Genomic DNA, 13,953 nt, shown 5'->3' on the forward strand with positions numbered 1-13,953 from the left:
AGTGTCCCACGGTTTTGCGGTCAGAACCTGCGAAAAACAAAGGAATCCAGGCAGCGCCGCTGACTTCATTTCCACGGCAGCCACATGACACCTGAGAACGACGCGGCGACACGCTATTTCTCCGCCATCACGGCAGCGCTGAGCGGGCTGGAAGTGTTCATGCGCGACGACCGCTCGCCGCTTTACCGGCACGGCATCGTCGCCGGGATCGTCGCCGAATATATCGCGCGGCTGGACAAGTCCTTCGCCTGCTGGCGCAACCGGCTGGGCTTCATGGACACCTTCCGCATCTCGCGCGCCGAGAGCGGCTATCCGGTGTTTCAGAACCTGCTCGAGCTGGAAAACGACCGCCAGCAGGCCGATGCCCGCCTGGCCAACATCCCGCAGGCCGGCGAGCTGCGCGAGGAGATGGCCGACTTCATCCTGCGCCACAAGGAGTTTCCCGAAGCGCTGCAGAAGTCGATGGCCGAGCGGCTCTATCTGGAGGACGTCAAGAGCGAGGCGACTTTCGGCCCCTTCACCCTGGCGCAGACGGCCAAGGTCTCGGTCAACCCGAAGACCATGCGGCCCTATTATCTCGTCCATTGGGCGACGTTCGACGGCAGCGCCAACCTGCCGCTGGTCTATATGGTGACTGTGGAGGACTCCTCCGAAAGCATGGTGCGCCAGCTGGTCGACGTTAACGGCAAGCTGAACGAGAAGGTCGATATCCCGCTTCCCGTCGACGGCCTGCTCAACCCGGAGCTTGCGCACCGCTTCGACGACTTCACCGAGAAGAACTCGGCCTACACGCTCTCGCCGGCGACGATCGCGGTCAATCTCGACAAGGATTTCGAGCCGCTGCATCCCAAGCAATTGCGGCGGGTCGTGCTTGGGCCGTTCTACTCGGCCGGTATCACCGACAACAATTCGACCGTGACCGAGGTGCTCGCCAAGGTACGCAAGCCGGAGAATGCCTGGCTGCTCACCTGGACTCTCCAGGAGGTCTTCTCCAAGAGCGAGAAGCCGGGCCGCAAGGGCCTGTTCTCCAGCGAGAAGACGACGCAGGAATTCTTCATCAACACCGACGACCTCGAAGCGGCGCGCCAGGGCGTATCGAGCTATGAGAACCATGCGCTGATTCCGCACGAGGCCTACCAGGCGCTCTATGCCGCCGGCGAAGCGCAGAAGATCTTTTCCGGCTTCAAGGTCCACATCCTGTCCAACGGACAGGTCATCAGCGACGTCTGACCGTCAAACCGCGGAGCATCCTTCATGGACACCGGCCTGACAACGATCTCGGAAGCCGCAATCGAAAAGCACCGCGCGACCGCGCAGAGCTTCATCACCCGCATCGTCGTGCTGGAGGACCCCTCGCGCGAATCCGGCACCGCGCTTGCCGGCACCAACCGACGCTTCGTCTCGACGGTATCGGTCGGCTCGGTGCGCCGCACGCGCGAGGTCGAGCTCTCGAAAACGGTGGCCGCGATCCATCCCGACGACCAGTTGATGACGATCCCGCAGCACACGCTGCTCTATCGCGCCCGGCGCGGCCTGGCGATCGCGCTCGCCATAGCGGGTGTCTTCGCCGAAGGCTCCGACCTCGAAAGCCTGCAGGCGAAAAACGTCCGTGCGCCGCTGGAAGGCGACGAGGCGTCGGCCTTCAAGAAGCTTCTGTCGGCTTCGGCTTACGTCTCCGCCTTCAGTTTCGCCTCGTACCTCTTCCAGCTGATCGACAGCGACGGCGAGGCGCCGAACGACATCCCCGAGCCCGACTTCCTGTTCGACACACCCCAGGACGCGGTGAAGTCGATCGTCGCCGGCCTCGACAAGGCGATCGCCGGCTCGAAGGATGACGCCGAACTGACGGCGCGGGCTCGGGCCTTTGCCCGCGTCGCCATCGACGGGCTTCTGGCGCGAAAAGGCCGCTTCGACGGCATCGGTCCGTTCGAGAACGCGCATATCCGCATCGATGTCGACGACTTCACCCTCGACGGCTTCGATGTCGCACCAGGCAAACGCTCCAAGCCGCTGGTGATGACCTTCAAGACGCCGGAAGAGGTGGTTGGCAACCACATCGCCAAATACCAGTCGGTCAAACTGGCCAAGATGCTGATGGCCTATGATTTCGAGCGCGAGCTGAACCCGTTCGTCGAGCTCGGCGGCTTCCTCTTCACCTTCATCGGTGACGGCGCGCCCGGCACCGGCAAGACGACGCTGATCCAGATGATCGCCGGCCTCGTCAACGGCTACTGCCAGGTCGCCGGCTATCCCTTCGCCTATGAGAATTTCGGCGTCGACCAGATCTCGTCCTACCAGGGCAAGTCGGGCCAGAACTGCCGCCAGTTCATCAACAACGTGCTCAACCCGCGCGTCATCGGCTTCGGCACCATCGACGATATCGACCAGGTGGCGGCGCGCCGGTCCGACGGCCGCGCATCGGCCGGCCAGCAGGAAATCACCGGCGTCCTGATGGACGCCTTCGCCGGCGCCTCGACGGTGGTACGCGGCAATTGCTCCTTCGGCATGTTCTCCAACTATCCGGAAAATGTCGACGATGCACTGCGCCAGCGCGCCGGCGCGCGCTGGCTGGTCGACGGCCCGCAGACCCGCGACGACTATATCGACATCTTCGTGCTGCTTGCCGGCAAGAACCACGAAATCCCGCTGGGCAAGCACGAGCTCTATGCGGCGCAGGAAATCCAGCGCGCCGTGGCCGAGGCCTATGAAGAGCACGAGAAGCCGCAGGAAGACGGGCTGATGAAGGTCTATGAGCGCTACATGAAGGAAAACGGCGCGCCCAAGACCATGGCCGATGTTGGCACCTACCTGCACATGATCAAGGACGCCGAGCCGCGCTTCACCGGCCGCGCCATCAAGAACGTCACCGACGCCATCAAGATGCGCGCCATGGACATCGAGCTGCCGGACGACTGGTTCGAGAAGCCGGAAGCCTTCATGCACAAGAGCTACGACGACAAGAAGGCGATGATCGAGGAATTGCGCGGGCCGTTCTCGATGGACATGGTCATGCAGGAGATCAACCGCTACGCCGATTCCGAGTTCCGCTATTCCGACAAGTCGGACGATGCCGCGGTGGAGAAGCTCCTGCGCGACGCAAGGCTGCGCGAGAGGGCGGTGCGCGAGATGGAGGAGATGAAGAAGAAGGGCCTGTGGAATGCGTAAGCTGCGCCAACCTCCCCTTCTCCCTTTGTGGGAGAAGGTGTCGCCGAAGGCGACGGATGAGGGGTGTTCCAGCTTGGCATTGACGGCACTCCGGCCAACACCCCTCATCCGTCTCGGCGCTGCGCGCCGATCCACCTTCTCCCACAAGGGGAGAAGGGGAGTCCACGCCCCTCATCCGCCCTCCGGGCACCTTCTCCCCGTGAACGGGGAGAAGGACAGGTGAAGAAAAAACCCGACCTCCTGCGTGACAACGACCTGATCTACGGTCGGCTGCTCACCATCGACGAGCCGCACCTCATCCAGCGCTACAACAAGGCGATGGCCGCGTTCGGCCTCGAGCCAACCAAGCTTGCGAGCTTCCAGATCGACCGCACCGGCTTCTCGCCCGAGATCGCCGAGGAATGCGGCGACTATGACTACCTCGATCCCAACGAGGTCAACCGCCGCTTCATCATCCTGACGCCGTCGCAGATCGATCTGCCGGTGGTCCACACCGCCTTCTCCAACACCTCGCAGCTGATGTTCGAGTTCATGTCGAAGAACCAGCGCGCCATCGACGCGCTGACCATCAAGGACGTGATCTATGGCGAGATCGAGGACTCGGTTCCCAAGGTCAACGACATCGAGGACCTGCTGTCGATCAACCAGGTCGAGTTCAAGGTGCTGTCGGCCGAGGACGTGCTCGGCAAGGCGGCCGAGCTCGGCAAGCTGGTCGACCGGCTGAAGCAGGAGCCCGACGCCTGGCGCGACAATGCCATGCTCCAGCGCATGGTCGATCTCGCCAAGGTCTGCGGCGACATCCGCGAGAACGCGCTGGTGCCGGACCAGGTGATCTTCCGCCACAACGCCTACTGGACCAGCCATTTCGGCGGCCTCTATGTCTTCGTCGATCCCGATATGACGACGGTGATCAGCGACCCTGCCGCTCCCGGCTTCCGCCGCTCGCGGCCCTGGCAGGTGAGCTATCTGTCGATCAACGACGCCGACAAGGTGTTCCGCTTCCTGGCCGCCACCGGCCGCCTCGACCTGCCGCGCGCTTCATGGATCGAGGCTTCCGGCTATCTCGAGCATCGCGCCGAGATGATCGTGCGCGCGCTGATCCGCGACGCCGAGCCCAACCGCAACCTGACCGATGTCGACAAGGTCTGGCTGCAGACCTGGATCCACGGCCATGCCGACCTGATCGCCAGCGACGGCAATTTCCCGTTCCTCAACGCCGCCAAGCGCGAGATCGCCCAGCTCGGCCATCTCAAGATCGAGGACGTGCCGCCGCGCCAGCGTTTCCTGGTCGTTCGCGCCAAGCCCGATCATCCCGATGCCTGGCTGACCAACCAGCTGATCTCGGATTTCGTGCCGCAGGACTTCGTTTCGCGCTACGTCTTCAACAAGCCGGGTTTCTACAAGGACTATGACGGCTTCAGCGACGCATGGCGAAGCCATGTTGTGGACGTTCTGAAAACCACATATTTGAAGGACAAGGCGGCGTTCCGCGCGCGCCTTTACGGCTTGACTGACTGAGGGGGTGACGAGAGCCATGCTTGACCCGATCGTGAATTTCTTCACCCTGATTTTTCAATGGATTGGCCGCGGCATCGGCTTCGTCATCGGTGTCATCCTATGGCCGTTCATGTGGGTCGGCCGCTGGTACGGACAGCGCGGCTGGATCCTCAAGGCGGTGGTCGGCCTTGCCCTCCTGGTGCTGATCGGCCTCTACGCCAATTTCTTCTACGCCACCCAGTGGTGGAACAACTTCGATCCGAACTACGTCGACAAATACACCTTCGAGAAGCGCAATGTTTCCGCCGGCGAGCAGGTTTCGGCTGGCACCGGCACCGACACGGCAAAGACATGCGGCAATTCCGGAATTGCGCAGGTCGCGGCTGACCTGACGGACTTCAACGTCAACCAGAACGCCTGGATCTCGTCGATGATCCTCTACAAGCTCGGTCTGTTCGGCATCAACTGGGACGATACGCCATGGATGGACAACAAGGCCTCCTTCCAGCGCGGCATCAACCAGGCGGTTCGGCGCACGGCCACCGAGCTTGCCGATAACCTCGGCCGCGTGCGCACCACGTCTCAGATCGACTCCGATCTCCAGGATGCCCGCGGCAACCTGCAATTCGACGAATACACCTGGTATTTCGGCCTGAGTCCGTTCGGCCCGAAAACGCCGACGCCCAGCTATTACCGCGACGCCATCCGCAAGTTGCGTTCCTTCAATGCCCGGCTGGCCGCATGCCAGACGACATTTGACGCACGCGCCGACAATCTCAAGCAATATATCGACCGCATCGCCAGCGACATCGGCTCGACCTCCGCCATTCTGAAGGAGCGAGCCGAGAACCACAACGCCGGCTGGTTCGACTTCCGCGCTGACGATCGCTTCTGGTTCGCCTACGGCCAGCTCTACGCCTATTACGGCCTGATGAAGGGCGCCCAGGCCGACTTCGAGGGTGTGATCAAGGAAAAGCACCTGCAGAATCTGTGGGATACGATGGACGCCCAATTCGTGTCGGCGCTGCGCATCCAGCCTTTCATCATCGCCAACGGCCGCGAGGATGGCTGGCTGTTGCCGACGCATCTGACGACGATGGGCTTCTATATCCTGCGCGTGCGCTCGAACATGGTCGAGATCAGCAACGTGCTCACGCAGTAGCGCCGTTCGAAGCGACACGGCGATGGTGGATTTGCGCCGTCGCCTCTGTCGCTTTTCGCGTATTCAGCGGCTGTTTTGAGACGGCGGAACGGCCTTCGCTCTGGCTTCTATACGCCGCAAACGACCGGGGCCGAAGACCCGAGCAGGGTCGAGCCGGGAACAGCAATATTCTTTCTTCGTAGGAAACTTAGTTGCATGGAAGTTGACGCCGCGGCTGCGACAGGGTTAGAACTTGCCCTTGCGTCCGCGGGGCGTTTCGAACATGCACAGATGATCAAACCCTCCACCGTCCAATCCAGAGGAAAGCCGTCATGGCCGAAGTGAAGTCCGACATCGAGATCGCGCGCGCCGCTAAGAAGAAACCGATCCAGGAGATCGGCGCCAAGATCGGCATCCCGAATGAGCATCTGCTGCCCTATGGCCACGACAAGGCGAAGGTCTCGGCCGATTTCATCAAGTCCGTGAAGGGCAACAAGGACGGCAAGCTGATCCTTGTCACCGCCATCAACCCGACCCCGGCCGGCGAAGGCAAGACGACCACCACGGTCGGTCTCGGCGACGGCCTCAACCGCATCGGCAAGAAGGCGGTCATCTGCATCCGCGAAGCCTCGCTCGGCCCGAACTTCGGCATGAAGGGCGGCGCCGCCGGCGGCGGCCTCGCCCAGGTTGTGCCGATGGACGACATGAACCTCCACTTCACAGGCGACTTCCACGCCATCACCACCGCCCACAACCTGCTTTCGGCGCTGATCGACAACCACATCTACTGGGGCAACGAGCTCGGCATCGATACCCGTCGCGTCGCCTGGCGCCGCGTCATGGACATGAATGACCGGGCGCTGCGCGAGATCATCTGCTCGCTGGGCGGCGTCGCCAACGGTTTCCCGCGCGAGGCCGGCTTCGACATCACCGTCGCCTCGGAAGTGATGGCGATCCTGTGCCTGGCCACCGACCTCAAGGATCTCGAGAAGCGCCTCGGCGACATCATCGTCGCCTACCGCCGCGACAAGTCGCCGGTCTATGCCCGTGACCTCAAGGCCGACGGCGCCATGGCCGTGCTTTTGAAGGACGCCATCCAGCCCAACCTGGTGCAGACGCTGGAGAACAACCCGGCCTTCGTGCATGGCGGCCCGTTCGCCAACATCGCGCATGGCTGCAACTCGGTCGTCGCGACCACGACGGCGCTGAAGCTCGCCGACTACGTCGTCACCGAAGCCGGCTTCGGCGCCGACCTCGGTGCTGAAAAGTTCTTCGACATCAAGTGCCGCAAGGCGGGGCTGAAGCCGGCCGCCGCCGTCATCGTCGCCACCGTGCGCGCCATGAAGATGAATGGCGGCGTCAAGAAGGAAGACCTCGGCAAGGAAAACATCGAGGCGGTCAGGAAGGGCTGCGCCAATCTCGGCCGCCACATCGAGAACATCCGCCAGTTCGGCGTGCCGGCAGTGGTTGCCATCAACCACTTCTATTCCGACACCGAGGCCGAGATCCAGGCGATGAAGGACTATGTCGCCCAGATGGGCGAGGAGGCGATCCTGTGCAAGCACTGGGCGCAGGGCTCGGCCGGCATCGAGGATCTCGCCAACAAGGTGGTGGCGCTCGCCGAATCCGGCGCGTCGCAGTTCGCGCCGCTCTATCCGGATGAGATGCCGCTGTTCGAGAAGGTCAACACCATCGTCCAGCGCATCTACCGCGGTTCCGAGGCCATCGCCGACAAGTCGGTGCGCGACCAGCTCAAGACTTGGGAGGAAGCCGGCTACGGCAAGCTGCCGGTCTGCATGGCCAAGACCCAGTACTCGTTTTCGACCGATCCGAATCTGCGCGGCGCGCCGACAGGCCATGCGGTGCCGATCCGCGAGGTTCGGCTCTCGGCCGGCGCCGGCTTCGTCGTCATCATCTGCGGCGAGATCATGACCATGCCGGGCCTGCCCAAGTCCCCATCCTCGGAAAAGATCTTCCTGAACGAACAGGGTCAGATCGAAGGCCTGTTCTAAGCATCCTCAGGCTGGAAACGATCAAGGGCGCCGCCTCATCGCGGCGCCCTTTTTGCGTCACCGGCTTTCATGCCACCGTGGGCGAGCCGAACTTCTTGATGCCGGCGACCGACATCGAGACGAACTGGTCGAGGATGGCGAAGAAGATATCCAGGCTGAAGCCGAACAGGAAAGCGAAGGTGAACAGGCTGAAGCCTATGCCGGTGACCTCGCCGCCGAGCTTGGTGCCCGGCGCCATGAACCAGGCGAGGATCATGCCGGCAAGGCCGCCGAGCGCGATGCGGTGGATGAGCCGGGATAACGGTGGATTGGGCAGAAGCGGGTTCAGGATCATGCGCATGTGGAACATGATGCCGCCAAGCGCGCCGTAGAGCGCGGGCAGAACCCACAGCGCATAGGGGCTGAGGACCTCGCTCAGCGTCTTGGCCTGCAATGTCAGCGTCGAAATCGAATTCGGCGTGATGGTGATGACGCCTTCGCATTGCAGGTCGCGTGTCGCCTCGTCGAAATCCGCGTTCACGTCTTCCACCTGGCCGGCCGTGCCGGCGGCGCTGACGGCTTGCACGCCGCCCTGCATGTCGCCGTTGTTCCTGCAATCGAAATCCGACTGCTTGAGCGGCTGGCTGCTCTCGCCTCCGCCTTGCTGTTGCGCCAGCGCGATTTGCTGGCCACAGAACTGGTCTATGGCCATCTGCCTGGGGTTCGAGAAATCAAGCGGCGCGCCCGCTTTTGCCGAGGAGGCCGAAAGCTTGCAATAGGCCCATTGCATGCCCCAGAGCGGAAACGGCGCCTCCTGCGTCATGAACCCCTGCGCCCGCACCAGCAGCGAGGAAAACCGCTGGTCGAGTGAATGCAGGCTGTCGACGGAATTGTAATAGGCGTCTTTCAGCAGCGTCAGGTCGGTCGTCGACGCCTGCTGGGCGGTGGCCGAGCTCAGTTGCTTCTTCGTCGCCCAAACCTGCCGGATCGACTGCCCGAACCGGGCGCTGAAATCATTGTTGTCGATCTCCTGCAGCTCCGCGTTGATCGACACGCCCCTGTTGTAGACATAGGTTAGCTTGCCGATGACGATCATCATCGTCACCGAGAGCGCGATCAGGAAATAGGTCGCCAGCGCGGTTCGGCGCGACATGTCGCCCGGCGACCAGCCGGTGCGGAGCGCAGCCAGCGTGGAAAACGGCACGGTGTTGGAGCAGTCGTTGAGCACCGTCTGAAGTTTGACCACTTCAGGCTGGCTTGCCGTCGCATCACTGAGTTTTTCCGCATCGCCGATCGCGGCGAACAGCGCGCTGTCCTTGAACACGCCGTAGCGGCCGTAGCCGGCAACGAGCTTGGCGTCGGCAAGCAACCCGGAGACAAGAGGATCGTGGGAAGTCGTCATCTCACCCCCCGACGACTAGCCCAGATAGCCCGGCACGAAGCCATATTGCGATGGGCAACCGCAGGGATAGCCGGCCGGCCCGGGCGGCTGTGCCCAGCACCAGAAGAATTGCGTGAAGCAGATCGTGCCTGGCGCATGCGGCGGGACTTGCGCGAAGGCAGGCCACGGCAGCAGCGCCGCGCCAACGGCGAGCGCCAGAAAGACCACGGTTCGTGCAACGCGCGCCTTCAATCCAGCCCCCAAGCCAACCGCGCTTACTCACATGCGCGGTGACTTTCGCAAAATACCGGAGCGGCGTCCGTGAAATGGCTCACGCTCCGCCTGGATATCAGCCGTCAAAGCAAAGGCGCCGCGATCCTGGCGGCGCCCTTGCTGCGCGAAAGGATCCGGGACTAGGCGGCGTTCCGCTGCAAGGCCCGCTGGTTCGATGCATAGATCGTGTCGCGCTCGGGCAGCTTCCCGGTCTTCAGGCAATCGACCCACTCGGCGGTCTTCAGCACCGCGGCGAAGCGCGACTGCAGGACGACGCTCACCACCCGGTGTATGTCCTCGGCCGACGCAAAGCCGGCGCTGTTGGCATAGGGCACCGAGCCGCTGGCATCCGAAAGGAACTCGACGGCAAAGCCCATATGCACCGCGTGGATGATGGTCGACAGATCGCAATTGTGGGTCATGTAGCCGACGACCGCGATCGTATCGATGGCATTGGCGCGCAGCCAGGCCTCGAGATCCGTGCCGGTGAAGGCCGAAGGCAGTGTCTTTTCGACATAGTGGTCGCGGCCGCGCCTGGCGATCTCGGGATGCAACTCGCCGCCATGGCTGCCCTTGGCGAAGATCGGTGAGGTCTCGGGCGCCATCTGCTTGACGACGACGATCTTGATGCCTGCCGCCGCGGCGGCATCCATGGCGCGCCCCACATTGGCGACACTGTCGGCGAAGGGCGGATGCTGGATGGCGAGATTGCCGCCATCATAGTCGTTCTGGACATCGACGACGACAAGCGCGCGGCGTGGCTGGGTGGCGGGTGCTGACATGGCGGTTTCCTTTCGACCGTGTTGATGGACCAAAGCTAGGCAGATGTTTCGGGTCGAGAAAGTGGCCCGATTGACATCAATCGAAAGAATTGGGACATTCGCCTTTCAACGGAATGAAGCTTGCCATGAAGAACCCGATCATCGCCGCTGTCGCATTCGACGGCATCAGCCCGTTCCATCTCTCCGTGCCATGCCTTGTGTTCGGCGCCGATCGAACCAGGCTTGGGCTGCCGCGCTTCGACTTCCGCGTCTGCGCGATGGAAGAGGGACCCATTCATACCGATGCGGGGCTGAGCATCGTCGTGCCACATGGGCTTTCCGCGCTCGAGGAGGCCGACATCGTCATCATCCCGAGCTGGAAGGATCTCGAGGATTCCCTGGCCACGCCGTTCAAGGATGCTCTGCAACGCGCGCATCGCCGCGGCGCGCTGATCGTCGGTCTGTGCCTGGGCACCTTCGCCATCGCCGGCGCCGGATTGCTTGCGGGGCGCAAGGCGACCACCCACTGGGCCTATACGGATCGGTTGCAGAAGCTTCATCCCGACATCGCGATCGACGCCGACGTGCTCTATGTCGACGAGGGCGACATCATCACCTCCGCCGGCGTCGCCGCCGGGCTCGACTGCTGCCTGCACATCGTGCGCGCCCGCTATGGCGCGGAGGCGGCGCTGCGGCTTGCCCGCCATGTCGTGCTCTCGCCGCACCGGCAGGGCGGACAAGCGCAATTCATCGAGCGCCCGCTTGCGCCGACGCCGAGCGCCGACCGCTTCACCAAGGCTCTCGATGACGTGCGGGCCTCTCTCGGCGAAGCGCACAGCCTGGACAGCGTCGCCGAAGCAGCGGGCCTCACCCGCCGCACCTTCACGCGCCGCTTCCAGAAAACCACCGGCACCAGCTTCGGCGACTGGCTTGCCGACCAGCGCGTAGCACTTGCGCAAAGGCTGCTGGAGCAGACGGACAAGTCGATGGACATCGTGGCCTTCGAAGCCGGCTTCGGCAGCGCCACGTCGCTGCGCCAGCATTTCGCCGCTCGGCTCAGAACCTCGCCGAGGCAATACCGGCGCGAGTTTTCCCGAAGCACCCAGGCGCCAGGCGGACTCAGCCTCTTGTGACGACCCGCGCCGGGTTGCCGACGACGGTGGTGTTCGCCGGCACGTCGCGCGTCACAACCGCGCCGGCGCCGACAATGGCGCCCTCGCCTATGCTGACGCCGGCGAGGATCACCGCGCTGCCGCCGATCCAGGCATTGTCGCCGATCGTCACGGCTTTTGCGATCTCCAGTCCGGCCAGCCGTCCGGTGGCTTCGCGATGATGCTCGGCGCAGTAGATCTGCACATTGGGTCCGAGCAGCGTCCCCTTGCCGATGCGCACGGGCGCGGTGTCGAGGATGGTGCAGCCCACATTGAGGAAGACGCCCTCGCCGAGGAACAGATTGAAGCCATAGGCGCAATGGAACGGCGCCTCGATGCGCGCCCCCTCGCCCGCGCCGCCGAGCAGCGCCCGCAGGGCCGGAGCGATATCGCCGCGCTGCCTGGGCGGCAGGCCGTTGTGCTCGAACACCGCATCGCGCGCCGTGACGCGCAGCGCCTCCAGCTCGTCGTCGATGCAGGTATACCATTCGCCCGCCGCCATCTTCATGCGTTCGCTCGCCATCATGGCGGCACCTCCGGATTTCTTCTGCTGCCAAAGCATAATCGCCAAAGCATAATCGATTGTCAGACAGAAGCCTCGTGGCCAAACGCCTGGCTTATGCTAGCCTGCCGTAGCGAGACCGTGCGACGGTCTCATTTGAGGGGGTCGATCATGCTTTACATTCTTGCACTGCTGATAGGCGTCATTGCCGGCCTGCGCGCCATGACCGCGCCTGCGGCCGTGGCCTGGGGTTCTTATCTCGGCTGGCTGCCGGTCACAGGCAGCTGGGCGAGCTTCATGGGCCATTGGATCGCCGTCGGCATCTTCACCATCCTGGCGATCGTTGAGCTGGTCACCGACCAGCTGCCGTCGACGCCGAGCCGCAAGGTCCCACAGCAGTTCGGCGCGCGCATCGTGACCGGCGCATTCTCCGGCGCGGTGATCGGTGCCACTGCCGGCGCCACCATCGGCGGCCTGGTGGCGGGCGCCATCGGCGCGGTGATCGGCACGCTGGGCGGCGCCGAAGCGCGCGGCAGGCTGGCCGCCGCCTTCGGCAAGGATCCGCCCGCCGCCTTCATCGAGGACGCGGTGGCCATCATCGGCGGCCTGCTCATCGTTGCGGCGGTCGCATGAGCGCCAAGAGCTTCGACGCCATCGTCATCGGCGCTGGCCAGGCCGGTCCACCGCTGGTTGGCAGGCTCGAGGCCGCCGGCATGAAGGTCGCGCTGATCGAACGCAAGTTCATTGGCGGCACCTGCGTCAACACCGGGTGCATGCCGACAAAGACCATGGTGGCTAGCGCCTATGCCGCGCATCTCGCCCGCCGCGCCGCCGACTACGGAGTCGCGATCTCGGGCCCCGTCGGCGTCGACTACAAGCGCATCAAGGCGCGCAAGGACAAGGTCACCAACGACTCTCGCGGCAATCTTGAAAAATGGATCGCCGGCATGAAGGGCTGCACGCTTTATCGCGGCCACGCGCGTTTCGTCACCGCCGACACTGTTCGCGTCGGCGACGAGCTGCTCACCGCGCCGAAGATCTTCCTCAACACCGGCGGCCGCGCCTCCGTGCCCAATCTGCCCGGCGTCAACGACGTGCCCTATCTCACCAATTCCTCGATGATGGACCTCGATGTGCTGCCCAGCCACCTGATCGTCGTCGGCGGCAGCTACATCTCGCTTGAATTCGCGCAGATGTTCCGCCGCTTCGGCTCCGAGGTCACGGTGATCGAGAAGGCGCCGCGGCTGACCGGCCGCGAGGACGAGGACACGTCAGCGGCCATCCTGTCCATCCTCGAAAACGAGGGCATCGCCGTTCATGTCGGCGCCGGTGACATCAGCTTCGCCAGGAAGGGCGACGAGATCGCCGTCAGCTTCGCCGCCGGCAAGCCCCCGGCCATCGGCTCGCATGTGCTGCTGGCACTGGGCCGCACGCCCAACACCGACGATCTCGGCCTCGACAAGGCAGGCGTCGCGGTCGACCAGCGCGGCTACATCATCGTCGACGACCAGTTGCGCACCAACGTGCCCGGCATCTGGGCGATGGGTGACTGCAACGGCAAGGGCGCCTTCACCCACACCTCCTACAACGATTTCGAGATCGTCGCCGCCAACCTGCTCGACAACGATCCGCGCAAGGTCAGCGATCGTATCGAGGCTTATGCGCTCTATATCGACCCGCCGCTCGGGCGCTGCGGCATGACGGAGGCCGCCGTGAAGAAATCCGGCCGCCGCGCGCTGGTCGGACAGCGGCCGATGACGCGAGTCGGCCGCGCGGTCGAGAAGGGCGAGACGCAAGGCTTCATGAAGATCCTCGCCGATGCCGACACCGGCGAGATCCTCGGCTGCTCCGTGCTCGGACCAGGCGGTGACGAGGCGATCCACTGCGTGCTCGACCTCATGTATGCCAAGGCGCCGATCTCGACGCTCGCGCGGGCGATGCACATTCACCCCAATGTCTCGGAGTTGCTCCCCACGATCGCCCAGGAGCTTAAACCGCTGACCTGAGGCTGGCCCGTCGGCTGGTGGCGAAGGGTCGCCCTCGCCTTTCTGCATTGCTGCGTTGCAACAATGGCGCTTGCGCGCCGGGAGC

At 63.8% G+C, this 13,953-nt stretch carries 12 protein-coding genes; 8 read left to right on the forward strand and 4 right to left on the reverse strand.

All coding sequences use genetic code 11. The features are described from left to right. Nucleotides 1-84: 84 nt before the first annotated feature. The 5 genes from RFM41_RS00755 (at nucleotide 85) to RFM41_RS00775 (ending at nucleotide 7,815) form a co-directional block, all read left to right on the forward strand. Entirely contained in the window at nucleotides 85-1,230 is a 1,146-nt protein-coding gene (locus tag RFM41_RS00755) for a hypothetical protein (RefSeq protein WP_320245624.1), read from the forward strand. A 24-nt stretch (nucleotides 1,231-1,254) separates the two neighbouring features. Further along, the gene (locus RFM41_RS00760) at nucleotides 1,255-3,165 is read left to right on the forward strand and encodes an ATP-binding protein (RefSeq protein ID WP_320245625.1); all 1,911 of its coding nucleotides are present in this window, start codon (nucleotides 1,255-1,257) and stop codon (nucleotides 3,163-3,165) included. Between the two features lie 219 nt (nucleotides 3,166-3,384). Beyond that, nucleotides 3,385-4,683, forward strand: coding sequence for a DUF6638 family protein (locus RFM41_RS00765; protein WP_320245626.1), 1,299 nt, complete (start codon nucleotides 3,385-3,387; stop codon nucleotides 4,681-4,683). A 16-nt stretch (nucleotides 4,684-4,699) separates the two neighbouring features. Beyond that, nucleotides 4,700-5,824 carry a DUF2333 family protein gene (locus tag RFM41_RS00770; protein ID WP_320245627.1) on the forward strand — a complete coding sequence of 375 codons (1,125 nt, stop codon included), beginning with the start codon at nucleotides 4,700-4,702 and terminating at the stop codon, nucleotides 5,822-5,824. A gap of 311 nt (nucleotides 5,825-6,135) precedes the next feature. Continuing rightward, nucleotides 6,136-7,815, forward strand: a complete 1,680-nt coding sequence (locus RFM41_RS00775; RefSeq protein ID WP_320245628.1) for a formate--tetrahydrofolate ligase — start codon at nucleotides 6,136-6,138, stop codon at nucleotides 7,813-7,815. Between the two features lie 67 nt (nucleotides 7,816-7,882). Here RFM41_RS00775 and RFM41_RS00780 read toward each other — a convergent pair whose 3' ends face one another. From RFM41_RS00780 to RFM41_RS00790, 3 genes are all read right to left on the reverse strand, one after another. Further along, nucleotides 7,883-9,196: a hypothetical protein gene (locus RFM41_RS00780; protein WP_320245629.1), complete on the reverse strand. Its 1,314-nt coding sequence runs from the start codon at nucleotides 9,194-9,196 to the stop codon at nucleotides 7,883-7,885. A gap of 15 nt (nucleotides 9,197-9,211) precedes the next feature. Then, nucleotides 9,212-9,427, reverse strand: a complete 216-nt coding sequence (locus RFM41_RS00785; RefSeq protein WP_320245630.1) for a hypothetical protein — start codon at nucleotides 9,425-9,427, stop codon at nucleotides 9,212-9,214. 161 nt (nucleotides 9,428-9,588) lie between these two features. Continuing rightward, nucleotides 9,589-10,230 (reverse strand): cysteine hydrolase family protein, encoded by a 642-nt coding sequence (locus RFM41_RS00790; protein ID WP_320245631.1) that lies wholly within the window; start codon nucleotides 10,228-10,230, stop codon nucleotides 9,589-9,591. A 125-nt stretch (nucleotides 10,231-10,355) separates the two neighbouring features. Here RFM41_RS00790 and RFM41_RS00795 point away from each other — a divergent pair, with 125 nt between their 5' ends. Further along, entirely contained in the window at nucleotides 10,356-11,342 is a 987-nt protein-coding gene (locus tag RFM41_RS00795; protein ID WP_320245632.1) for a helix-turn-helix domain-containing protein, read from the forward strand. Here the strand turns inward: RFM41_RS00795 and RFM41_RS00800 are convergent. Continuing rightward, nucleotides 11,329-11,886, reverse strand: coding sequence for a sugar O-acetyltransferase (locus RFM41_RS00800; RefSeq protein WP_320245633.1), 558 nt, complete (start codon nucleotides 11,884-11,886; stop codon nucleotides 11,329-11,331). The two genes, RFM41_RS00795 and RFM41_RS00800, sit on opposite strands and share 14 nt — an antisense overlap. A gap of 147 nt (nucleotides 11,887-12,033) precedes the next feature. Between RFM41_RS00800 and RFM41_RS00805 the strand changes: the two genes are divergently transcribed. Together RFM41_RS00805 and RFM41_RS00810 are read left to right on the forward strand one after the other, a co-directional pair. Beyond that, the gene (locus tag RFM41_RS00805) at nucleotides 12,034-12,495 is read left to right on the forward strand and encodes a DUF4126 domain-containing protein (RefSeq protein WP_320245634.1); all 462 of its coding nucleotides are present in this window, start codon (nucleotides 12,034-12,036) and stop codon (nucleotides 12,493-12,495) included. Further along, entirely contained in the window at nucleotides 12,492-13,868 is a 1,377-nt protein-coding gene (locus tag RFM41_RS00810; RefSeq protein ID WP_320245635.1) for an FAD-containing oxidoreductase, read from the forward strand. The genes RFM41_RS00805 and RFM41_RS00810 overlap by 4 nt, the downstream gene beginning before the upstream one ends. The last annotated feature ends 85 nt before the right edge of the window (nucleotides 13,869-13,953 follow it).

Source organism: Mesorhizobium vachelliae (genome assembly GCF_033977325.1).
GTDB lineage: Bacteria > Pseudomonadota > Alphaproteobacteria > Rhizobiales > Rhizobiaceae > Mesorhizobium > Mesorhizobium vachelliae.